Below are 22,822 nucleotides of genomic sequence, written 5' to 3'. Positions count from 1 at the left end.
GGAGTCTCCCCCAGATGGCGCAGGGCGCATCTGTCTCGTAACCCCTGGGGCCCATCTCTTTCGCGAGTCCCGCCAGTTGGTGCGCCGCTCGGCCGGGGCTCCGTGGGACCCGCCGTCGTGGTGAGGCCGACGACCGCCAGGCGTACGGCAGTTGAACACTTCGCGCGCTGCCTGTCCGGACGCCGGGGCGTCCTTACGCTGACGCGCGTGCGAGAACAGCGACAGGCGGGCGACGACCGTCACGGCAGTGCCCGCGAGCGGTCCCCCCGGGCGGCCACCGTGCCCCGTGTGGCAGGTCGGAGCGGTGCCCACAACCCCCTGCTGGGCCTTCAGCAGACCGCGGGCAACGCGGCGACCGTCGCCGCCCTGAACGCGGCCGGTCCGTCCGCCGTCCGCCGCAGGCCGCCGCAGGTACCGCCCGCCATCGCGGAGGTCGGTGACGACGCCCTCGAACTCCCGCCGTATCTGCGGGACATGGAGGCGGCGGGGCTGTCCACGGCGTACGGCCTCACCGGGCACGAGTTCGTCACCACCACCCTGGCCGACGCCGTCGGGCGCCGTGACGGCGTGGTCGCCGAGATCGCCGCGGAGCTCGCCGGGCGGCCCGAGTCCTTCTACGGGCGCGGCCGGGCGTTCGCCGTCACCGGGGTGCGGGGTACGGACCGTTACGACGTCACGGTCAGTCTCTCCCCCGCCGACGACGACCGTCCCGGCGTCTTCTCGCCCGCCGGTGCCGACAGCGAGGGCGCGGCCACCAAGGTCGATGTGCAGCACAACACGGCCGCCACCGTCGCGCAGAGCACGGGTGGGTCCGCGTCGAAGGGCCTGGCGTTCACCGCGTTCGGGCTGGCCCCGGTCGTACCCGGCGTCTGGCTCGGCGGGGCGGCCACCGTCAACGCCCAGCCCTTCCAGTCGTCCCGGGACTCCCGCACCCAGCGGAACATGGCGGAGCCGCGCGTACTGCGCAGCGACAAGGGGTCGGTCGAGGTGCCGCGCAGGGTCCGCTACAACGTGCGGATCATGAAGGACGGGGAGCGCGCCGCCCGGAACGCCGCCGGTTCCGGCGCTCTCACCATGCGGGTGCCGGTGGAGCATCTGGTACCGGCCACCGCCGGTCCTGTGCCCCGTCCGCGCCCGGTGGCCCCCGGGACCGCCCGGGCCGTGTCCCTGGCCGACTCCATGGCGCCGTTCGCCGTCTCGGATCCGGCCGCCCCGCACCAGGGCGGCGGCGGGCTCTTCGACGCGGTCGCCTCCGCCCTGCACCCGTCCCTGACCTGGCCGGGCGCTCCCGGCCGGGCCCGGCTGTACGAGGCCACCGCCACCGCGACCGTGCTGGAGGACCTGCCCCGGCTGCTGCGCGACGGTGTGGTCGGCGAGGACCTGACCAGCAGGGACGGCAGCACCACCGGTACCTACCGGATGCGGGCCGCGATCACCGGGCTGGCCCCCGGCTGGAGTACCGGCAAGACACAGTTGCGCACCCATCAGCAGGCCCAGCACGCGGTGACGGACACCGCGGGCAAGGGCCGGGGCGGTGTCTTCGGCGTCGGTCCGGCGGCCGGGTTCGGTGTCCTGGGCAGCGCGGCCGCCGTGCGCGGCACGGTCATGCCCGTCGCCGGGGCGCGCAAGGCGCGGTTCAGCGTGGCCGAACAGACCGTGTCCAGCCGGCAGGGCGCGGAGGTGCGTGGCGAGAAGGTGCTCTATCTGGGCACCGTGCTGTTCACCGTCGAGGGCACCGGTCCCACCTCGCCCCTGACCCGGGCGCGGGGCGGTGGCCGTACCGCGCACCACACGATGCGGGTCTGGATCTCCCTGCGGGCCGACGAGGCCCAGGAGCTGGGGCTGCCGCTGCCGGAGGGAGTGACGGCCGGTGAGTTCGTCAGGCGTCCGCAACGCCCCGGGACGGACGTCAAGGGCAAGGGAAAGGCAACGGCGACCGAACAGGACCCCGCGGAGAACGGCGAGCGGGCGGCGGAGGCCGAGGGCCGGGCCCCCGAGGAGGACGTACGGCACCTGCCGTTCGGCGCGATGGGCTCCAGCGTGGCGATCAGCCGGCTGGACACGGCGCCGATGATGCGGGCCGTGACGCGGCTGTTCGCCACCGACACCCGGCTGGCCGGGTACCTTCCCGCCTTCGGCGAGGAGGAACAGCCGCGCGATCTCAGCCCCGAGGAGGCCGAGGTCCAGCGGCGCAACTACCGCGAGCTGGTGACCGTACTGTCGGAGGCCAACCTGCGGGTCAACAAGGACCAGTTGCTGTCCACCGGCATCCGGGTGCGGCTGCGCCGCAAGTCCCGCTTCCACGCACACGACGTGCAGGTGAAGGTCACCGGGGCGCTGCGGGAGACCGGTCACCTCGGCGAGACCAAGGACTGGCTGGTCCGCAGCCACGCGGGTGTGGCGAGCAACCTGCAGAGCGGACGGGCGAGTTCACGCACGGTCGGCGGGATGGCTCTCGGCCAGTTCCGGCTGATCCCCGGTGCGCTGACCATGTCGGCGCGTGCCGAGAAGGGCCGTACGACGACCCGGCGCGGCCAGGCCGGGCCGACCCTGCGCACCGACGTCCTCACCAACGGTTCGGAGGACGCGAGCGTGTTCGGCGGGGCGTTGAGCCTGAACGTCGACGTGACGATGACGTCCCGGCAGCGCAAGGCGGCCCGTGCGCTCACCCCCGGCACACCGGGGCGGGACGCTCCCGCCGCCGAGCGCGTGGGGACCCTGCCCCTCGACGCACAGGACGTCCGTCTGCTCACCCCGACCGCGTTCACCCTGGACGGCGGCGCCAAGCGGCACCTGGACGAGGTGACCGCCGCCCGCACGGCGGGCCACCGCGAGGCGCGGACGGAGTTCGCCGCGGCGGGCATCGGCGACCTGGCGGGACTGACGGCCCGGCAGCTGGGCGGCGGGCGCGGCGTTCGGGACTGGACGCTCGTGGAGACCGTGGGCGACGGACAGCCGGTGCGGGACCTGGCCTTCGAGCTGCTGGCGCGGGCCGCCGCCCGCAACAGGGAGGCGCGGGAGGACCGGGCGCTGGAGACGGAGGGTCTCGCGCCGCGGCTCGCGATCGAGGACCGGTTCAGCCCGCAGGCGGTGACCGCGGCGCTGCGGCAGGCCGTGTCGGCCGGCTGGGTGGTCCAGAACCTGCGGCACGCGCGGCGGCTGGCCGGGCTGACCGGGGCGGTCGGCACCCGGTTCGCGCTGACCCGTCCGCGGGTCGTGCACCAGGGCATCGGCGCGGGTACCGAGACCTTCGTGCTGGGCGGGCACCAGGTGACCGGGCAGGAGGGAACGAGTCACAACGTCTCCGTGCAGGGCGGTCTGACGGGCTCGGAGAACGGCGCCGTGGGGCGGCTCGCCGTGGGCGTCTGGGCGCGCCGCGCCCTGGGCCACGGCGACACGACGGCGTCCACCCTGGCCGGTACCGTCGAACGCAATGCGCACACCGCCCGCAAGAGCCCGCTGTACCTGGTCCAGTGCGATCTGGTGGTACGCATGGTCGCCGAGGTCGCGGTGACGGGCGGCGGACCGTACGTGGCGCGCGGGGGCCGTACCGTGCCGGGAGCCGTCGCGGTGTGGCTCACCGAGCGCCAACTGCGGGCGGCGGGGCTGAGGTTGCCGGGTGAGGAACGGCGCGAGGACCCGGCCTCCGGCTCGGGCACTACGTCGGCGGGCACGTCGGGGAAGTCCTCGCGGCCTGCGGGGAAGAAGCGGGCCGAAGGGCGGGCGGAGACCTCGGCGGCGGCCTCGACGAACGCCGGCGGCGCACCCAGGAGCGCGCCCCTGCTGCCCCCGGCCCCGGTTCCCGCCCTGGCCGAGTCGCTGCCGCTCGGCTTCGGCATGATCGAGGACCTGCCCGACTTCGTGCCGCTGCTGGAGGGGATCCGTGGCCGTCTCGGCGCCTCCCTCGCCGACGACCTGCTGCCGCGCACCCGTCTGACGGACCGCAACGACAATGTGCAGCGGCTGCTGCGGGTGCTCGACCGGGACGGCTCGGCGGGCCTGCTGTCGAGCGCGATGGACGGCGGGGTGGGCGTCGAGCTGTTCGACGGGCGCAGACGGCCCTACCGGGCGGTGTTCCGTATCCGCAGGACCGGGCGGGGCAGCTATGTGGAGACGGCGTCCGACGGCCGGGACATGGAGTACATCACCTCCGCCGCCGCCCAGCGGGCCACCACCCACGACGAGAGCGACACCCGGGGCGTCGAGGCGGTCGTGGCCGGTTCGGGGAAACCCGACGGCGGCGCGGGACAGTTGAAGAGCCTCGGCGCGGCGGCCGGCCTCGGTCTCGCGGCGAGCGACTCGCGCCGTTCCGCGAGCGTGGGGCGCGCCCAGCTGGGCGTGAAGACCGTCGCCGAGGCGGCCTCCGCCCCGTCGGCCCGGATGAACGTGCCGATCGAGGCGACCCTGGAGATCTTCTCCGGCGACCGCCGGGTGGCCCTCGCGCCGCTCAAGGGGCTGAGCCTGACGCACCGGGTGCTCGCCGCGGATCTGCGTGCGCTGTCGCGGCTCGCCCCGGTGCCGCCCCAGCAGGTCGGCGTGCACGCGGTCGCCGCCGGGGACGCGGGCGCCGACCGGCTCGGTCCCTGGCGTGATTCCGGGGTCCGGCTGCCGATGGAGGCCCAGGTCAACGGGTTCCGGGGGACGCCCAGGGTGCAGCAGGCGGTGGACGACGCGGTCCAGCGGGCGGGCGGCGGCGCACGGTTCCGCACCGGCGGCGAGGCGGCCTTCCACCTGCTGCGCGAGGCCGTCTCCACGGAGTGGCTGATCGCGGCGCTGCCGCTGCTGACCGCCGCCGGAGTGGACCTGCCGCCGCTGCACGCGACCGGCGTGTCGGGTCAGGACCTGCGCGCCTCGCTGCACGCCCGGCTGCGCGGCGGCCGGGTGCTGGGCGTGGGCGACAAGATGACCTTCGAGACGGTAGCGCAGAGCGGGCTGGACGCGCCGCGCCCGGCGGGCACGGACGGCCAGCAGGCGAACGAGCACGGCCGGGCGGCGCGCGGTCTGCTCGGCGCGGGGGTGCTGAACGCGGACGAGTTCCGGATGAACCAGTTCCTGGGCGCCGTGGACGGCTCCGGCGGCTCCACCGCGACCGCCGCCAACGCGGGCGGGTCGATTCCGCTGCACAAGCCCAAGTTCGAGTCGGTGCTGGTGCAGTTCACGCTGGATGTGCGGGTGGTGGCGGAGGTGAGCGACCGGGTGCGTTCGGGCCGCCGCTCGACGGCCGTGCAGGAGGTCACCCTGCCGGAGCCGGTGGTCGTGCGGATGCCCGCGCCCGCGGTGCGGCGCATGCTGGCCGACGGGGCGAACGCCGAGCTCCTGCGGGATCCGGGAGGCCACCTGGCACCGGCCGCCCCGCCGAACGGGGGGTGACCGCCGCGGGGAAACCGCCCGCCCCGCGCGGGGTCACAGCTTGGCGCCGAAGTTCTGTGTCCACCACGGGCCGCCGGCCCCGTCGTGGATCCCCACACCGATGTTCTTGAACGAGCAGTTGAGGATGTTGGCCCGGTGGCCCTCGCTGTTCATCCAGGACGTCATCACCGACGAGGCCGTCTGCTGCCCCTTGGCTATGTTCTCGCCGTAGGTGGACCAGCGGTACCCGGCGGCCGTGATGCGCTGACCGGGGTCGGCGCCGTCGGGGTTGACGTGGTCGAAGAAGTCGCGGGCGGCCATGTCGTCGGAGTGGCCCTGGGCGGAGTCGCGCAGTTGGGGATCTTCCGTGAGCGGGCCGCAGCCCGCCTTCGCCCGCTCCTCGTTGACCAGTGCGATCACCTGGCTCGCGCGATCGGACGCACCCGCCTTGACGGCCGGGGTCGTGGAGGCCGGCGGCTTGGGCTGGGGCGACTTCGCCGGGGCCGCCGCGGACACGGTCCGGCTCGCGCGCGGACTCGGCGAAGGACTCGCGCTCGGCGACTTCGACGCGGACGCCGTGGGAGAAGGGGAAGGTGACGGCGAGTTGCTGCGGGCGCTGTCCGGTGAGGGGTGGTCCGTGACGAGCGCGTCGTTCGCGGGCTGCACGGCGGTGCTCTCCCCCGTCCCGCCGTCCGGCTGCGTGCCGAAGTAGTAGAGTCCGCCACCGGCCACGCAGGCGGCGACGACCGCACCGCCGACCGCTCTGCGGCGGGTGCGCCGCCTGCGCCGGGCACCGGCGCGGGAGGTGGTCCGTTCCCTCGTGGCGGCGCCGTTCGCCGGACGGACGAGCCCGCCCAGGTCCTCGGCCCCGTCGAGCGGGGACGCCGAGCCGGCCACGACGGCGGTGCCGGCGGCGGAGTTCGCCCTGGCCAGGAGTGCGGACGACACCCCGACCAGCGCCAGGCCGGCCAGCAGCCCTTCCGCGGGCATCAGCCCGCTCCACAGGCCCGAGCACTGGACACAGCCGCGTGCGTGCCGGGCGGTGCGTTTGCGCCACAGGGCCGAGGGCCGGCCGTCCCAGCCCGCGAGTTCACCGCGCAGTTCCTGGCACTGCGGCCGCGCGTCCAGTGCCCGCACCACGACGCGGGCCGCCTCCAGTTGCGCCTTCATCCGCTGTACCCGGACCGCTGTGTGCTGCGGCGACAGTGCCAGGGCCTCGGCGATCTCGGCCCGGGTCAGTTCGCCCGCGCACTCCAGCCACCACAGGGACAGCAGCCCCCGGTCGTCGGGCTCCAGCCAGCGCGTCGCACGGGCCGTCTCCTGCCGCTGGCCGGACAACTGCAGTTGCACGATGGTCAGGTCGACGAAGTCGGCACCCGGGTCGGCGACGTCGTCGGCCTCCTCCATGGCGCCCTGGGCGGGCTGTTGCCGGTGCCAGTGTGCACGGACCTGGTTCATCGCGATCGCCACCAGCCAGGAGCGGAAGCTCGCGGGGTCCCGCAGTGAGTCCAGCGAGTCGAGGACGCGCAGCATGGTGTCCTGCACGACGTCGTCGACGTCCACGGAGCCGTTCAGCGCCCGGCCCACGATGTTGTAGACGAGCGGAAGGTACGCACCGACGAGCGCGTCCTGGGCCGCCTGGTCGCCCGACCGGGCGGCGGTGACCAGCGCCACCGCCTCCACCGTGTGCCGTGTACTCATTGCGACTTCCCTGTCCTCGACGCCGAACGCTGTTGTCCGTCACATGGGGGATCTCTGCGGGTGCGCCGGATAACAGTTCCTCGGAAATCCGTGCGAGGAGAGGTTCACCGCTGCGGTGCCATGAGTGCAATGGGAGACGTCACATCCCGCCCGCGGGCGTCGGCCGCGATGTCGCGCTTCGGGCGGTTCGCGGCGGGTTGCCGTCGTCTTCGCCTTCGCCTTCGCCAAAGGGGTGTCGGCCCGACGGCCGTGGCGACTACGGTGGCCCCGGTCGGCCCGCCGTGTCGCACGCCGTCGGCGACCGACGTCCGCACGGCTGCCCGAGGATCCCGTATGACCCGAATGCCCGGCACGGCCAGGTACGCCCGCGCTCTGCTCATCGCCCTGGGCCTGTCGGGACTCGTCTGCGCGCTACGACTGACCGCGGCGGCCGCCGCATTCGAGTCCGGCGCCCTGGGCGGGCTGGTCCTCGGCATGCTGCTGACGGCGGCGGCCGGGTGCGCGGTGGTGGCGGTGGCGGCGTTGGTCGTCTCGGCGCGGTTCGCCGAGGGCGGTGGCGCGGTGCGCAGGGGCACCGTCGTCGTCGGCTGGGTGATCGCTCTGGGCAGCCTGGGCGCCGGCCTGGCCCACCACTTCGCGTGGAGTACCGGTATCGCCCCGGGCGTTCTGCTGGTGGCCCTCTCCAGCGGGGAGTCGGCCAAGGAGTGGTTCGCCCGCGATGCCCGCCGTCCTCCGTCTGATCAGGTGCGGCCATGACCGCACCTGTCACCCTCCACCGCGTCCCTCACCACGGCCGAAGGAGACGGCCCGGAGACGGCCCGGCGCCGGTCGGCACTGCGTCCGGCACCGCCGCGACCCGCTGTCGTTGCCGACCGGCTCGACTCCTCGGCGTGCAGGGCCATCTCGACGACGACGTTGTTGACGCCGGAGTTGGAGGGCACGGCGTGCCTCGGCGCGGCCGGGTGCGGGGTTACTGTCGCCCGCATGGACCGTGAACACCGAGGATGGCTTCCCTGTCTGCTCGGCGGCGCCGTCTTCGCCGTGTGCATGGCCGGCACCACGCTGCCGACCCCCCTCTACGGCCTCTACCAGGAGAAGTTCGGCTTCTCCGAGCTGACGGTCACCGTCGTGTACGCGGTGTACGCCTTCGGTGTCATCGGCGTCCTGCTGCTGGCGGGCAACGCCTCGGACACCGTGGGCCGACGACCGGTGCTGCTGGCGGGCCTGGGCTGCGCGGCTGCGAGCGCCGTCTGCTTCCTCTGCGCCACCGGGCTCGGCTGGCTGTACGCGGGACGGCTGTTGTCGGGACTGTCCGCCGGTCTGTTCACCGGGGCCGCCACGGCGTACGTGATGGACCTGGCGCCCTCCGGCGGCTCATCCCGGGCCACGTTCGTCGCGACCGCCGCCAACATGGGCGGGCTTGGCTGCGGTCCGCTGCTCGCCGGGGTGCTCGCGCAGTACGCCGCCTGGCCGCTGTACCTCCCGTTCGCCGTGCATCTCGTCCTGGTGGCCGGTTCGGTCGCGGTCGTGGCGTGGCTCCCGGAGACCGTGCGCAACCGTAGGTCGCTGAGCACCGTACGGCCGCAACGGCCCGGCCTGCCGCCCCAGGTGCGGTCGGTGTTCGGGCCGGCGGCGATCGCCTCGTTCGTGGGGTTCGCGCTGTTCGGCGTGTTCACCTCGGTCAGCCCCGCCTTTCTCGCCGACTCGCTCGACGTGGACAACCACGCCGTGAGCGGACTCGTCGTCGCGCTGGCCTTCTTCGCCTCGACCGCCGGGCAGTCGGTCGTCGGCCGGGTCGGGGTCGGCCGGTCGCTGCCGCTGGGCTGCGCCGCGCTCCTGGCCGGGCTGGCGCTGCTCGCGGGCGCGTTGCGGTGGGAGTCGCTGCCGCTGGTGGTGTTGAGCGCGGTCGTCGGCGGGGCCGGACAGGGGCTGGCGTTCCGCGGGGCGCTGTCCGCCGTGGCCGGGGCGTCTCCCGACGACCGGCGCGCGGCGGTGATCTCGGCCCTGTTCGTGGTGGCCTACGCGGGCATCTCGGTACCGGTGATCGGTGTCGGCCTGCTGGTGGGCCCCCTCGGCCTCGAGGGTGCCGGGCTGGTGTTCATCGCGTGCATGGCCGTCCTCGTCTCGATCGCGGCTGCCTATCTGCTCCGGCGCCCGGTGCGGGTGGGGGACGCGAACAGCTGAACCGGCCGGGGCCGCGCGTCGAAGGCCGGGCCACGTCGGCGTCGAACGGGACCGGCCGGGTGGCGCGCGGCGGCGCGTGGACACGCTTGGCCGCATCCGTACGGGTGGGGTCGGGCTCGCGGCGAAGCGACACGGGGCCGACCGGCGTTGTGCAGAACCCATCCGTCAAACCCATCCGCCGTCGCGCAAACCCATCCGCCATCGCCCGAACCCATCCGCCATCCCCGTCATCACTGCCATCACGTCATCACCGGAAAGGCCCATCGATGCGACGTACCGCCCTCTTCGCCGTCTGCGCCCTGCTCAGCGCCGCTGCCACGGGTTTCTTCACCACCAGCGCCTTTCGCAGCCGCTGACCCATCCGCGCCGGGGGAGCCCTCCGCTTCCCCGGCCCCGGCTTCCCCGGCCGACGGCCGTCGGCCCAGTCAAGAAGGACGGTCAGCGGTGCGCGAGCGGTCCCCCGGTGCCGGTGCCCGGCCGGCCCCTTCCGTGCCGCTCGTGCCGCAGGGCTGCCGCAGTGCGCACAGGTACCCGAGGCCCAGGGCGATCGCCATCCCGTAGAACAACACCCACTGGTTCGCCTCCGCGAAGTCCATCCGGATCGCGGACATCGAGGACGAGTCCGGAGCCGAGCGGCGGTCGCGGCAGGCACGCCAGGAGGTCCGGCGGGCCGGACGGGAGCAGAACGAGGCCGAGGGACGGCAGCGGACGGCCGCCGAAGCGGTGGCCGGGGCGGAGCGGGCAGCCCGTGAGGCCGCGCGGGAGGCGGCCCGTCCGGCCGGTCCCGACGGGTAGGTCTCCGCATGGTGAGGGGCGCCCCGTGGTGCGACGCTGGAGGCAGGGCGTCCGACAAGGGACGAGCCGGGAGGGCCGATGGGACGTGACGTCCCGGCGCTGGTCTTCACCCGAGAGGACCGCCGCCGGTACCGGATCAAGATGCAGGAGTGCCTGGACGTGCTCGCGCAGATGCTGCGCGAGTCACGGTTCGAGTCCGAGCGGCCCCGGGTGGGCCTCGAGATCGAGCTGAACCTGGTCGACGACGAGGCCGAGCCGACGATGCGCAACAGCGATGTCCTCGAGGCGATCGCGGACCCCGCCTGGGCCACCGAGCTCGGCCGCTTCAACCTCGAGATCAACGTGCCGCCGCGCCGTCTGACGCAGGGCGGCCCCGACGCCTGGGAAGGGGAGATCCGGGCCGCGCTCAATCACGCCGAGGAGCGTGCCAGGTCGGTCGGCACACGTCTGATCATGGTCGGCATTCTCCCCACGCTGCGGCAGGAGGACGTCGGCGAGTCGGCGCTGTCGGAGAACGCCCGCTACCGGCTGCTCAACGACCAGGTGTTCGCCGCCCGGGGCGAGGACCTGCACATCGAGATGGACGGCGTCGACCGGCTGCGGACCTACGCGGACACGATCACTCCGGAGGCCGCGTGCACCAGCACGCAGTTCCATCTCCAGGTCTCCCCCGAGGAGTTCGCCCCCTACTGGAACGCGGCGCAGGCCGTCGCCGGCGTCCAGGTGGCGCTGGCGGCCAACTCCCCGTTCCTGTTCGGGAAGGAGCTGTGGCACGAGACCCGTATCCCGCTGTTCGAGCAGGCCACCGACACCCGTCCGCAGGAGATCAAGGTGCAGGGAGTGCGGCCCCGGGTGTGGTTCGGGGAGCGGTGGATCACCAGTGTCTTCGACCTCTTCGAGGAGAACCTGCGCTACTTCCCCGCGCTGCTGCCCCTGTGTGACGAACAGGACCCGCGCGAGACGCTGGCGGCCGGGGACGTCCCGGAACTGGGCGAGTTGACCCTGCACAACGGCACCATCTACCGGTGGAACCGCCCGGTCTACGCCGTCGCGGGCGACCAGCCGCACGTGCGCGTGGAGAACCGCTGTCTGCCGGCCGGTCCGACCGTCGCCGACACCCTCGCCAACGGCGCCTTCTACTACGGCCTCACCCGGGCCCTGGTGGAGGACGAACGACCGGTGTGGTCACGGATGTCCTTCCGGGCCGCCGAGGACAACCTGCACGCGGCGGCGCGCCACGGTATCGACGCCCGGCTGTACTGGCCCGGCATGGGTGAGGTGCCGGTGCCCGAGCTCGTTCTGCGGCGGCTGCTGCCGCTGGCCCACCGGGGGCTTGAGCACTCCGGGATGGACGCCGCCTGGCGGGAGCCCTTGCTTGGCATCATCGAGCAGCGGTGCGTCACCGGCCGCAACGGAGCCGTCTGGCAGAAGGAGGCCCTGCACCGCATCACCGCCTCGACCCACGTGGGCCGCCACGAGGCGCTGCGGCGGATGACGCAGCTCTACATCGACTACATGCATCTCAACGCCCCCGCCCACACCTGGCCCGTCGACTGACCGACCGCCGTGTGACGGCGTGCCGCCGGACCGGTTCACCGGTCCGCGACCAGGCCTGATCCGGTGCTTCCGGCCACCGCCTTCCCCGTCGGCGGGAGCCGCGACGGGAGGCTGTGAGGGCCGACACGACCCCTCGATTCGGCTGCGCCGCCGAGAGCGTGCAGGATAGAACCATGACCACCAAGATCTACTTCGACATCACCATCAACGACGAGCCCGCCGGGCGGATCAACTTCAACCTGTTCGACGACGTCGTCCCGAAGACGGCCGAGAACTTCCGCGCGCTGGCCACCGGCGAGAAGGGCTTCGGCTTCGCCGGCTCCTCCTTCCACCGCGTCATCCCCCAGTTCATGCTCCAGGGCGGCGACTTCACCCGCGGCGACGGCACGGGCGGCAAGAGCATCTACGGCGAGAAGTTCGCCGACGAGAACTTCACCCTCAAGCACGACCGTCCGGGCCTGCTCTCCATGGCCAACGCCGGCCGCAACACCAACGGCTCGCAGTTCTTCGTCACCACGATCGTCACCGACTGGCTCGACGGCAAGCACGTGGTGTTCGGCGAGGTCGCCGACGAGGCCAGCATGGCCCTCGTCAAGAAGATCGAGTCCTACGGTTCGCGCAACGGCGCGACCTCGGCGAAGATCACCATCGCGGAGTCCGGCCAGCTCTGACCCGGCCCGTTACCGCCCGTCGGCCGGGGTCAGCCCCCCGGCCGACGGCGAGCGGCCCCGGGAGAGTTCTGGCCCCGTGGGAGTTCCCGGCGGCGCCGGGCGAGGGCTCAGCCGGCCGGAGGGGCGGCGGCGGAGTGGGCCGGCGTGGCGCTGTCCTGGGCGTGCGAGTGGCGGGGAGGATGCGACCTCCGCATCCCTGTTGCCGCGCATCAGCGAGGTGCGGATGGTGTGGGCGAGGGCCTCCTCGATCAGGGCGTCCCGCGACGCAGTCACGGCTGCGTAAAAGAGGGACGGCCTGGCGGAAATTCCCGTCGCACCCCCTTGTCAAACGGATGGTCCGATCATGCTCCTCTACTTCCTGACCTCCGTCTCGGTGATCGTCTTCTTCCGGCGCTCGCGTGCCGACACCCGGCCCTGGAACACGCTGGTCGCACCCGTGCTGGGCGCGCTCGGCATCGCCGGTGCTGATCTGGCTGATCATCGAGAACTTCACCACCCTCATCGGCGACGACGAAGCCACGTCCGTCTGGCTCCGGCTGACCGTCCCGGCGGTCCTGGCCCTGGGACTCGTCGTGGCGAGGCTGACCCGCCCGGCACGGACGTCCACGACACGGGCGTCAACGGGCGGCCTGATCTCGGGCTTTTCGGTGCGGGGCACCCACTGTGCGCCGCACCGGAACCCTCCGTGGTGCTCTCGCGGTCGAGGTGCGCCACGGGCGCGGACCGGCGCATCGCCGACTTCCGGCGTTGCGCCGGGTCTTGATGCCGGGCCGCGCCATGTACGTCTTACGGAGTGATGACGTGCCGGGCGGGTCACGGGGGCCGGCTCGGCCGCGGCCCTAGCGTGGCCGTATGCGTGTACTGGTCACCGGCGGTGCCGGGTTCATCGGGTCCCATGTCGTCGACGCCCTGCGTGCGCGCGGGCACGAGGCGCTCGTGTTCGACGTACGGCAGGACCCGGCCGCCGACGTGCGCGATCCCGTCGCCGTCGGCCGCGCCCTCGCCGGCGTCGGCGCCGTCTGTCACCAGGCGGCGATGGTCGGGCTCGGCGACGGGGTCGCGGACGCGGCCGAGTACGTCTCACGCAACGACCTGGGAACGGCCGTCCTGCTGGCCGCCATGGCCGGGGCAGGCGTGCGGCGGCTCGTGCTGGCCGGGTCGATGGTCGTGTACGGGGAGGGGCGCTACGAGTGCCGCGAGCACGGGGTGGTGCGGCCGCCGCCGCGGGCCGTCGCCGGTCTGGACGCGGGACGGTTCGAGCCGCCGTGCCCGGCGTGCGGGCTGGACCTCTCCCCCGGGCTGGTCGCCGAGGACGCGCCCACCGATCCGCGGAACGTCTACGCCACGACCAAGCTCGCCCAGGAGCACCTGGCCGCCGCCTGGGCCAGGTCGACGGGCGGGACGGCGCTGTCGCTGCGCTATCACAACGTGTACGGGCCCCGGATGCCCCGCGACACCCCGTACGCCGGGGTCGCCTCCTTCTTCCGTTCCGCACTGGCCCGGGGCGAGGCCCCCCGCGTCTTCGAGGACGGGCGGCAGCGGCGGGACTTCGTGCACGTACGGGACGTGGCCGCCGCCAACGTGGCCGCGCTGGAGGCCGACGCGCCCAGCGGCGCGCTGACGGCGTACAACACCGGCAGCGGTGAGCCGCACACGGTGGGCGAGATGGCGCGGTCCCTGGCCGCCGCGTACGGCGGACCCGAACCCGTCGTCACCGGCCAGTACCGGCTGGGCGACGTCCGCCACATCACGGCGGACTCCTCCCGGCTGCGCGCCGACCTCGGCTGGAAGCCCGAGGTCCGGTTCGAGGAGGGCATGCGGGAGTTCGCGCACGCCGGACTGCGCGGGGACTGAACGGCGAGGACGGCGGCGGCCGGCACGGCCGCCAGGTGCCGACCGGCCTCAGGGGGCCGTCGGGAGGGTCACCTCGAAGCGGCAGCCGCCCGGGATGTTGCGGACGGTGGCCCGCCCCTGGTGGGCCTCCACGATCCCGCGCACGATGGCGAGGCCCAGCCCCGCGCCGGCCGGGGGTGTCCGGGCGTGGGTGCCGCGCCAGCCGGTGTCGAAGACCCGATGCAGATCCTCCTCGGGGATGCCGCCGCAGCCGTCGGTCACGGAGACCACGACCCCCGCGGGCGAGCGTTCCGCGGCGACGGCGACCGTGCCGTCGGCGGGGGTGCGCCGGATGGCGTTGACGAGCAGATTGCCCAGGACCCGGCTCATCTCCTTGCCGTCCACCTCGACCGGGAGCGGCTCGACACGGTCGCCGACGAGCCGTACGCCGTGTTCGCGGGCGAGCGGGTCGGCGCCGGCGAGGGCGTCGCCGACCAGGTCGTACACGGACATGCGGGAGGTGGAGAGGGCGAGCGCCCCGGCGTGTATCCGGGAGAGCTCGAACAGGTCGCCCACCATGTCGTTGAGCCGCTCCACCTCGGTACGGATCTGCCGCAGATAGCGGTCGGGGTCGGCCGCGACACCGTCCTCGAGCGCCTCCGACATCGCCCGCAGTCCGGCCAGCGGCGTGCGCAGATCGTGCGAGATCCAGGCGACGAGTTCGCGCCGGGACGTCTCCAGCGCCCGTTCACGGTCCCGGGACTCGGCGAGCTTCACGCTGGTCGCGGCCAACTCGCGGCTGATCGCGTCCAGTTCTGCGGTCGTCGGGCCTTCGGGGGCGGTGAAGGCGCCGCCGTCGCCGAACGAGCGGGCGGCACGGGTCAGTGCACGGCTGCGGGCGACCACCCAGCGGCCGAGGAGAATCGCGGTGACCAGGGAGACCACGGCGGCCATCGCCACGACCGTCGTCACGACGCTCAGGTCGTGCCCCGACAGGAACATCGCCCGCGCGACGGCCAGCGTGCCCGCCAGCATCGCGGTCACGGCGACGGCGGCCACCACGGTGAGGGACGCGGTGAGCGAGCGGCGGCGCAGCAGCCACAGCACGCCCGCGCCGAGGAGCCCGGCGAACGCGGCGCCGAGGAAGGCGAACAGGGCGATGAGCAGGGTGTCGCGCACGGTCACTCCCCCTCTTCGCCGGGGCCGGGTTCGAAGCGGTAGCCCACGCCCCACACCGTCTGGATCAGGCGCGGCCGGGCCGGGTCGTCCTCGACCTTGCCGCGCAGCCGGCGCACATGGACGGTCACGGTGGACAGATCGCCGAACTCCCAGCCCCACACCTCGTGCATCAGGTCCTCGCGGCCGAACGCCCGCCCGGGGTGCCGCAGGAAGAACGCGAGAAGGTCGAACTCACGCAGGGTGAGGGCGAGTTCGGCGCCGTGCTTGGTGGCGCGGCGGGCGCCGGGATCGAGCGTCAGGCCCGCCGCGCTCAGCGCCCGCGCACCCGTGGCGGGCCGGCTGCGGCGCAGCACCGACTCCACCCGCAGCACGAGTTCACGGGGGCTGAAGGGCTTGGTGACATAGTCGTCGGCGCCGACCTCCAGACCGAGGATGCGGTCGTCCTCGTCGCCGCGCGCGGTCAGCATGATGACCGGCACGGGCCCGTGCCCGCGCATCCGGCGGCACACCTCGAGACCGTCCATGCCGGGGAGCATCAGGTCGAGCACCACCAGGTCGGGCCAGTGCGCGGCGGCCCGGGTCAGGGCGGTGGGGCCGTCGTCGGCCCGGTCGACGACATAGCCGGCCCGGTCCAGGTACCCGGCGACGACCTCCGAGACCGTGGGGTCGTCGTCGACGACCAGGACCCGGGCCGATCCCGGCGGAGGGGGCGGGGACTCGTACGACTGCTGCATGCGCCCAGCCTCGCACCGCGCCCCGGCCGGTGCCCCGTCCGAGGGCGCCCCGGCGTCCGGACGTCCGCGTTTCGTAAGGAGCCGTAGCCCGGTTTGCCCGATTCGCATTCGTAGGGTGAGACCGTGACCACGGACGTAGAAGTAGATGTCGTGCTCCCCTGTCTGAACGAGGCCGAGGCCCTCCCCTGGGTGCTCGCCCGCATTCCGGACGGCTGGCGGGCCCTCGTCGTCGACAACGGATCCACCGACGGCTCGGCCGGGATCGCCCGCGCGCTCGGCGCGAGAGTCGTCCACGAGTCCCGCCGGGGCTTCGGCGCCGCCTGCCACACCGGGCTGACCGCCGCCACCGCCGACGTCGTGTGCTTCTGCGACTGCGACGCCTCCCTCGATCCGGCGCTGCTCGTGCCGTTCGTGCACGAGATCCACGCCGGCGCGGCGGACCTGGTGCTGGGCCGCAGGCGGCCGCTGGGCAGGGGCGCTTGGCCCGCGCACGCCCGGGCAGGCAACCTCGCGCTCGCCCGGCTGCTGCGCCGCCGCACCGGGCTGCGCCTGCACGACCTCGGCCCGCTGCGGGCCGCCCGCCGTGCACCGCTGCTCGACCTCGGCCTCACCGACCGGCGCAGCGGATACCCGCTGGAGATGGTGGTGCGGGCGGCCGACGCGGGCTGGCGGATCGCCGAGCACGACGTCCCCTACCTTCCCCGTACCGGCGCCTCGAAGGTGACGGGCACCTGGCGCGGCACCTGGCAGGCGGTGCGGGACATGAGCCGCGTCCTGGGCGACGTCCCGGCGCGCGAAGGGGTCGCCCGGTGACCACGCTGCTCGTCATCGCCAAGGAGCCGCTGCCGGGGCGGGTGAAGACCCGGCTCACCCCGCCGTTCAGCCCGCGGGAGGCGGCGGCGCTCGCGGAGGCGGCGCTGTCGGACACCCTGCGGGCCGTGGCGGCCACCCCCGCCGTCCGCCGCGTGCTGGTACTGGACGGCGCGCCCGGCCCCTGGCTGCCGTCCGGCTTCGACGTCGTACCGCAGTGCGCGGGCGGGCTCGACGAGCGGCTCGCGGACGCGTTCGCCCGGTGCGACGGCCCGGCCCTCCTCATCGGGATGGACACTCCGCAGGTGACGCCGGACCTGCTGACCGCCGACTTCGACGGCTGCGACGCGTACTTCGGCCCGGCGCGGGACGGCGGCTTCTGGGCCCTGGGTCTCGCGGAGCCCGATCCCGGTCTGCTGCGGGGCGTGCCCATGTCGACGCCCCTGACGGGAGCCGTGCAGCGGGCCCGGCTCGTCGGGGCGGGGCTGCGGGTGCGTGACCTGCCGTGTCTGCGGGACGTGGACACCGCCCCGGACGCCACGGCCGTCGCCGCGCTGGCCCCGCACGGCCGGTTCGCCGCGCGACTGGCCGGGTTCACGGCGGCGGCGAGCCGATGAGCACCGCGTACGACCTCACCGGGGCCGCCGCCGGCGTCGACGCCCCGGGTGTCACCGGCGACTGGGCCGCCGCCGACCCGTACAGCGACGCCCTGCGCACCGGCCGGGGTCCGCTGTTCCTGCGCCGCGCCGACGGCTGGCTCCTGCCCCTGGAGGTGGAACGCTGGTGCACCCGCGCCGACCCGGTGGACCTGGCGGCCCTGGACCGGTGCGAGGGAGCCGTGCTCGACGTGGGCTGCGGACCCGGCCGGCTGGTGGCCGAACTCGCCGCCCGGGGACGGACCGTGCTGGGCATCGACGTCAGCGCGGCCGCCGTCGCCCACACGCTGGAGCTGGGCGGGCAGGCGCTGCGGCGGTCGGTCTTCGACCTCCTGCCAGGCGAGGGGCGTTGGGGAACCGTCCTGCTCATGGACGGCAATGTCGGCATCGGCGGCGATCCGCTCGCCCTCCTGCGCCGAGTGGTCACCCTGCTGATCCCCGGTGGCCTGCTGATCGCGGAGACCCTGCCGGTGGACGTGGACGAGCGCGCCGAGGTCGAGGTCGTCGGCCTGACCGGGGCGCGTGCCACCGGCCGGACCTTCCGCTGGGCGCGGCTCGGCGCACCCGCCCTGCTGCGGTACGCGGCCCTTGCGGACTGCCGGGCGGCCGGTCAGTGGACGGCCGGCGGCCGCTGCTTCGTGGCCCTGCGCAGTCGCAGCGCGAGCAGCAGCGCCGATCCGCCGAAGAGCACGGCCGTGATCAGCAGCCAGTGGGCGAGGAACCCGTCCGCCGAGCGGCCGGTGGCCGACCGGTAACGGAGGTCCACCATCCCGCCGATCAGCGGGAACCACACGAGCAGCAGCAGTCCGGACAGAGCGGCCGGTACCCGGACGTACATCGCCCACCGCCGCCGGCCACTCACGCCGAGCCCCTGTACGACCGCGCGGTCGGCCGCGGCGTACAGGGGCAGCAGCACCAGGTCGTGCAGCAGCGCCGCCCCCACCCACCACAGCGCCACGCCGAACCAGTCGTCGGCGAGGAGACGTACGCCCGCGTAGGCGGCGAGCGCGAACGAGCAGGCAAGCACGAGGAGTTGGAAGGGACTGCCGATCACCGGCCGTCGTCGCACGGGTGTCATCGCACCTCTCCGAACGTCATCCGGGCGACCCACTTGGTGTTGAGCACGCCGGGCGCGGCGGGCACGATGACACGCGCCGGGTAGCCGTGGTCGGGGGTCAGTGACTCGCCGTTGACGTACAGGGCGAGCAGCGAGCGCGGGTCGGCGACCTGGTTGGCGCGCAGGGCGGCGTGGCGGAAGGCGCCGTGCCGCTGGAGGGACTCGACGTACACGTCCGGTGGGTCGTCGTCGTAGCCGACGAGGGCGGCCAGGTCCCGTAGCCGTACGCCCCGCCACCCCTGGTCCGAGGTCGACCAGCCCTCGACGCATGCGATGGGCAACGCCGAGTCGTGCAGGGGCAGTCGGCGGAGCTGGGCGCGGCCGAGGCGGAGGGTGCCGGTCCGCCCCGTGACGACGAGGCGCCAGGCGTCCTCCTCCGTCTCCGCCGCGTCGATGCCGGCGTACGCGGCCGTCTTGTTGATCTGGAAACCGTTCGGGCCGGCGCCCGGGTCGGCTCCGCCGTGCGGAGCGAGCAGCGCGGTGCGGCGCAGCCCGTCGAAGCTCTGGCCGGCCGTCGTGGCGAACAGCAGCAGCGAGCCGCCCCCGACGAAGCCCAGCGCCCCGCGCCGGGAGACGGTCGGGGGATCCGGCCGTGGGGAGACCGGCTCCCGCCCGCCCGAGGGTCCCCGTGACGCATCCGGCTCCCCCTCCGCCCGCAGCCGGCGCAGGTTACGGACGGCCGCCGGGGTCTTCAGGACGGCGTGGGCGACGAACGCGGCGACGAAGACCCACGCCCCGTAGAAGTGCAGCGGGTAGAAGGAGCCGGGGAAGACGTAGTCGAGCTGGACGTTGAGGACACCGGTCGTGAACTCGAACAGTCCGCCCCCGACCAGCAACAGCAGGGAGATCCGCTCGAGCGCGTGGGCGAGCGAGCGGGCCGGCGGCAGCGTGAACAGCTTCGGCACCACCGACCACAGCTTGGCCAGCAGGACGGGGATCAAGGTGATGCCGAGGGTGACATGGACGCCCTGGTTGAGCCGGTACAGCCAGTGCGGGTCGGTCGGCCAGGCGAAGAGGTAGAAGCCCAGGATGCCCTTGTCCGGGGTCTTGTCGTTCACCGGCGAGAGGTCCGGGTTGTAGGCGGCGTACGAGACCAGGCCCGTCACGAACAGCACGGTGATGCCGACGAGCAGCACCAGGCCGAGCACCGAGGTGAACCAGGGGCCGCGCAGTGGACTGCGCCAGAAGGCGGGAGAGGTGGGGAGCCGTGAGTCGTCTCGCATGCCCCGACCGTAGGCCGCGGCACCCCCGGGACAGGGCGCGCGACCCATGACGAAACGCTGACGTCCGGCCCGGACTACGCCCCGCGCCCCGCCGCTCGGCCTAGCGTGCCGATGTGAACCGCACCCTGCGCTCCGCCGAGCCACGCGCCCCGCACTCCGGCGGCACCGGCCGCGACCTCCGCCGTGACGTCCGTCGTGACCTGTACGCGGCGGGGGCCGCCGTCCTGCTCGTCACGGCGGCCGTGCTGATCGGCCACCACATCCAGCACACGCACCACACTCTGCGGGTCGACTGGCCTCCTCTGCTCGGCAGTTGGAGCCCACATGTCGGACCGGGCACGCCGGCGTCCGTCGTGGCGGCGACCGTGACCGTGGTGTACGGCCCCACCCTCGCCGCCCGGCTTTCCTGGCGGGCGCTGCTCGCGGCGTCCTGGGGCACGGCCACGGCCTGGATCCTCTCCCTCGCCCTGATCGACGGCCGGCAGCGGGGCATCGCCGCCCGGCTCACCACCCGCCACGAGTACCTCCAGGTCATCGACCGCTTCCACGACATCCCGGCGGCACTGCGCGACTTCACCCACCACATCCTTCTCGGCTCCCCCGACAACTGGCCCGCGCACGTCGCCGGTCATCCCCCGGCGGCCACGCTGACCTTCGTCCTGCTCGACCGGATCGGGCTGCGGGGCGGGGGCTGGGCCGGAACCTGGTGCATCGCCGTCGGCGCCACGGCGTGCGTGGCCGTGCTGGTGGCGGTGCGGGCACTGACCGACGAGCGGCTCGCCCGACGGGCGGCACCCTTCCTGGTACTGGCCCCGGCGGCGGTGTGGATGGGGACATCGGCCGACGCGTACTTCACGGCGGTCGCCGCGTGGTCCGTGGCGCTACTGGCCCTGGCGGTCACAGCACGGCCTGTCACGACAGGGCCGGGCACGGGGCGGCCGGCCGGCGGAGTCTCCCCGTCCCAGCGGGGCCGGGCGTGGGGCGGGGCGGTGGGTTCGGGGCTCCTCTTCGGCCTGACCTGCTACCTCTCCTACGGTCTCACTCTCTTCGCGCTCCTCGGCGCGACGGTGCTGCTGCTCGGCCGGGGCCGCGTCCGGGAACGTCCTGGGCTGCTCGTGCTTCTGCTCACCGGAGCGGCTGTCGTGCCGACGGCGTTCACCCTCACCGGGTTCGACTGGTGGGAGGCGTACCGTCTGCTGGTCACGCGCTACCACCAGGGCGCGGGCGGCGTCCGCCCCTACGGCTACTGGGTGTGGGCCAACCTCGCCTGTACGGTCCTCATCACCGGCCTCGCGACGGCGGCCGGCCTGCGGCGGACCGGCGTGACGCTCCGCCACCGCCTCGACGGGAGCCCCGAGCGACCGGACGACCCGCACCGCCGCGGTGCCGACGCCCGCCTCGCCCTCCTCGTGGCCGCCGCTCTGCTCGCCCTGCTCGTCGCCGATCTGTCCGGCATGAGCAAGGCCGAGACGGAACGCATCTGGCTCCCCTTCGCCGTGTGGCTCCTCCCGTCCTGCGCGTTCCTCAGCCGCCCGCGCGCCTGGCTCACCGCCCAGGCGGTCCTGGCCCTTCTGCTCAACCACCTGTTGCTGACCGGCTGGTGAATCGGGGCACTACAGCGCCTGTCCGGCGAGGTCTCCAAGGAGCGCGCAGGTTCGGCGTCGGTCGGCGTTCCCGGCGATGTCCGTGCCCGCGAACACCACCTCCGTCGCCCCGGCGTCCCGGTAGCGGCGTACCTCGGCGGCGACCTTCCGCTCGTCGCCGATCACCGCACGGGCAGGATTCCGTCCGCCGGCTATCCGCTGGCGCGGAGCGCCTGCGGCCCCATGGCGGCGACGAACAACGGCACGCCGGCCTCGGCGCCCGGCACGCGCGCGGGCAGCGGAGTGGTCGCGGTGACCAGCTCGCCGTGGAAGTCGGCGGTGCCGGTCTCGGTCAACTCCGCAGGGCGGTCGGCGCGGTCCGGCGGCCCGGGCCTCCTGGGCGAGCCGCACGGTGGTATCGATCTGGGGTTGTCGGCGTCGCTCGCGTGGAGCGCTGCTCCTGCGTTCGTGTCAGCGCAGACAAGCGGCCGCCGACCGCGCGTTCCGGTTCCTGTGTGAGGGCTCTCCGTCAGTCGTGTGAACGCGACCGTGCCGCGCGTCCGGCACGGGACCGACCGGAAACCGCACCCGTGTGCGCACCGCACGGGACAGCCGGGCCCACTCCGCGCCGCATCGAGCCGGAAAACGGTGCAACCTTTGGGGCAATCAGGGTGTCTCAGTTCATGTCCGACACACACGACCTCTGGGGGAGATCATGGTGCGAACCAGAACCGTCTGGGCCGCCGCCGCCCTGCTGACCGTCACACTGGGCATGGCCGCTGTCCCGGCCAACGCCGTCCCGGCCACGACCGCACGGGCCGCCGCCGCCTGCCCCACCGGCTGGGGCAGCCTGGGCAAGACGTACTCCGCCGGCACGGCGACGCCGCTGACGAACGTCAGGACCGGCCGCCACGACTGTTACGACCGGTTCGTCGTCGACGTGCCGGGCGCGAGCGGCGCCGAGCTCGGCTTCTCGGTCGGGTACGTCGACCACCTCTACCAGGACGCGTCGGGCCGCCTCATCCCCGTCGGCGGCGGCGCCATCCTGGAGGTGCGGGTCGACGCGCCCGCCTACAACCCGGAGACGGGCGCGTCCACCTATCCGGGCCGGGTGGCGCAGCCACTGCCGGGCGTGAACCTCACCGGGTACCGCACGTTCCGGGACACCCGGTACGCCGGGAGTTTCGAAGGGGTGACGCAGTTCGGTCTCGGCGTGCGCGCACACCTGCCGTTCCGGGTGCAGCGTACGGCCGATCATCTCGTGGTGGACGTCGCGCACACCTGGTGACACCCGCCGCCTCGGACGAGCCTCGGGGCCCCCGCCCCCCCCGGGGCCGGCGCCGCGCCCGGGGGGGGGGGGGCCCCCGGGGCCCCGGGGGGGGACGGCCGCGGGGGACCCCCCCCCCCCCCGCCGCCCCCGCGACGGGGCC

16 protein-coding genes and 3 pseudogenes are annotated in these 22,822 nt (G+C 74.0%); 12 read left to right on the top strand and 7 right to left on the bottom strand.

Annotated elements, in window-relative coordinates; translation table 11 throughout:
- The first annotated feature begins 288 nt into the window (after positions 1-288).
- Positions 289-5,370 (top strand): hypothetical protein, encoded by a 5,082-nt coding sequence (locus ACFWBB_RS13405; protein WP_385270288.1) that lies wholly within the window; start codon positions 289-291, stop codon positions 5,368-5,370.
- A gap of 33 nt (positions 5,371-5,403) precedes the next feature.
- Here the strand turns inward: ACFWBB_RS13405 and ACFWBB_RS13400 are convergent, their stop codons facing one another.
- Entirely contained in the window at positions 5,404-7,050 is a 1,647-nt protein-coding gene (locus tag ACFWBB_RS13400; RefSeq protein WP_385270286.1) for a sigma-70 family RNA polymerase sigma factor, read from the bottom strand.
- Between the two features lie 333 nt (positions 7,051-7,383).
- Between ACFWBB_RS13400 and ACFWBB_RS13395 the strand changes: the two genes are divergently transcribed.
- Entirely contained in the window at positions 7,384-7,806 is a 423-nt protein-coding gene (locus ACFWBB_RS13395) for a hypothetical protein (RefSeq protein WP_385270284.1), read from the top strand.
- Here ACFWBB_RS13395 and ACFWBB_RS13390 read toward each other — a convergent pair.
- Entirely contained in the window at positions 7,791-8,036 is a 246-nt protein-coding gene (locus ACFWBB_RS13390) for a hypothetical protein (protein WP_385270282.1), read from the bottom strand. The genes ACFWBB_RS13395 and ACFWBB_RS13390 overlap by 16 nt on opposite strands.
- Here ACFWBB_RS13390 and ACFWBB_RS13385 point away from each other — a divergent pair.
- Positions 8,035-9,234: an MFS transporter gene (locus tag ACFWBB_RS13385; RefSeq protein ID WP_385270280.1), complete on the top strand. Its 1,200-nt coding sequence runs from the start codon at positions 8,035-8,037 to the stop codon at positions 9,232-9,234. The two genes, ACFWBB_RS13390 and ACFWBB_RS13385, sit on opposite strands and share 2 nt — an antisense overlap.
- Positions 9,235-9,659: 425 nt before the next feature.
- Here ACFWBB_RS13385 and ACFWBB_RS13380 read toward each other — a convergent pair.
- Positions 9,660-9,848 (bottom strand): annotated as a pseudogene (locus tag ACFWBB_RS13380) (MFS transporter); the annotation flags it as partial.
- A 259-nt stretch (positions 9,849-10,107) separates the two neighbouring features.
- Here ACFWBB_RS13380 and ACFWBB_RS13375 point away from each other — a divergent pair.
- The 4 genes and pseudogenes from ACFWBB_RS13375 to ACFWBB_RS13360 all read left to right on the top strand — a co-directional run bounded on the left by ACFWBB_RS13375 (position 10,108) and on the right by ACFWBB_RS13360 (position 14,111).
- On the top strand, positions 10,108-11,586 hold the full coding sequence (locus ACFWBB_RS13375) for a glutamate-cysteine ligase family protein (protein ID WP_385270278.1): 1,479 nt from the start codon (positions 10,108-10,110) through the stop codon (positions 11,584-11,586).
- A gap of 173 nt (positions 11,587-11,759) precedes the next feature.
- Positions 11,760-12,257 carry a peptidylprolyl isomerase gene (locus tag ACFWBB_RS13370; RefSeq protein ID WP_385270276.1) on the top strand — a complete coding sequence of 166 codons (498 nt, stop codon included), beginning with the start codon at positions 11,760-11,762 and terminating at the stop codon, positions 12,255-12,257.
- Between the two features lie 340 nt (positions 12,258-12,597).
- A pseudogene (locus tag ACFWBB_RS13365) lies at positions 12,598-12,850 on the top strand (amino acid permease); the annotation flags it as partial.
- Between the two features lie 259 nt (positions 12,851-13,109).
- Positions 13,110-14,111 (top strand): NAD-dependent epimerase/dehydratase family protein, encoded by a 1,002-nt coding sequence (locus ACFWBB_RS13360; protein ID WP_385270274.1) that lies wholly within the window; start codon positions 13,110-13,112, stop codon positions 14,109-14,111.
- A 48-nt stretch (positions 14,112-14,159) separates the two neighbouring features.
- Here ACFWBB_RS13360 and ACFWBB_RS13355 read toward each other — a convergent pair whose 3' ends face one another.
- Together ACFWBB_RS13355 and ACFWBB_RS13350 are read right to left on the bottom strand one after the other, a co-directional pair.
- On the bottom strand, positions 14,160-15,269 hold the full coding sequence (locus tag ACFWBB_RS13355) for a sensor histidine kinase (protein WP_385270272.1): 1,110 nt from the start codon (positions 15,267-15,269) through the stop codon (positions 14,160-14,162).
- Positions 15,270-15,271: 2 nt separating this feature from the next.
- Positions 15,272-16,003, bottom strand: a complete 732-nt coding sequence (locus ACFWBB_RS13350; RefSeq protein WP_385270270.1) for a response regulator transcription factor — start codon at positions 16,001-16,003, stop codon at positions 15,272-15,274.
- 123 nt (positions 16,004-16,126) lie between these two features.
- On the opposite strand from ACFWBB_RS13350, the gene ACFWBB_RS13345 reads away from it, so the two are divergent.
- From ACFWBB_RS13345 to ACFWBB_RS13335, 3 genes are read left to right on the top strand one after another with little or no spacing between them, the layout of a single operon-like run.
- Positions 16,127-16,816, top strand: coding sequence for a glycosyltransferase family 2 protein (locus ACFWBB_RS13345; protein WP_385270268.1), 690 nt, complete (start codon positions 16,127-16,129; stop codon positions 16,814-16,816).
- Positions 16,813-17,430, top strand: coding sequence for a DUF2064 domain-containing protein (locus tag ACFWBB_RS13340; protein WP_385270266.1), 618 nt, complete (start codon positions 16,813-16,815; stop codon positions 17,428-17,430). The genes ACFWBB_RS13345 and ACFWBB_RS13340 overlap by 4 nt, the downstream gene beginning before the upstream one ends.
- The gene (locus ACFWBB_RS13335) at positions 17,427-18,224 is read left to right on the top strand and encodes a class I SAM-dependent methyltransferase (RefSeq protein ID WP_385270264.1); all 798 of its coding nucleotides are present in this window, start codon (positions 17,427-17,429) and stop codon (positions 18,222-18,224) included. The genes ACFWBB_RS13340 and ACFWBB_RS13335 overlap by 4 nt, the downstream gene beginning before the upstream one ends.
- Before the next feature lie 319 nt (positions 18,225-18,543).
- Here the strand turns inward: ACFWBB_RS13335 and ACFWBB_RS13330 are convergent, their stop codons facing one another.
- Entirely contained in the window at positions 18,544-19,857 is a 1,314-nt protein-coding gene (locus ACFWBB_RS13330; protein WP_385270262.1) for a molybdopterin-dependent oxidoreductase, read from the bottom strand.
- 65 nt (positions 19,858-19,922) lie between these two features.
- Between ACFWBB_RS13330 and ACFWBB_RS13325 the strand changes: the two genes are divergently transcribed.
- Positions 19,923-21,413: a hypothetical protein gene (locus ACFWBB_RS13325; RefSeq protein WP_385270260.1), complete on the top strand. Its 1,491-nt coding sequence runs from the start codon at positions 19,923-19,925 to the stop codon at positions 21,411-21,413.
- Positions 21,414-21,422: 9 nt separating this feature from the next.
- Here the strand turns inward: ACFWBB_RS13325 and ACFWBB_RS13320 are convergent.
- Positions 21,423-21,751 (bottom strand): annotated as a pseudogene (locus ACFWBB_RS13320) (LLM class flavin-dependent oxidoreductase); the annotation flags it as partial.
- A gap of 356 nt (positions 21,752-22,107) precedes the next feature.
- Here ACFWBB_RS13320 and ACFWBB_RS13315 point away from each other — a divergent pair.
- Positions 22,108-22,680, top strand: coding sequence for a hypothetical protein (locus tag ACFWBB_RS13315; RefSeq protein ID WP_385270258.1), 573 nt, complete (start codon positions 22,108-22,110; stop codon positions 22,678-22,680).
- Positions 22,681-22,822: the final 142 nt, after the last annotated feature.

Source organism: Streptomyces sp. NPDC060000 (assembly GCF_042737375.1).
Taxonomy (GTDB): Bacteria; Actinomycetota; Actinomycetes; order Streptomycetales; family Streptomycetaceae; genus Streptomyces.
Note: the sequence above shows the minus strand (reverse complement) of the source record. Positions and strands in the feature narration are given on the sequence as shown.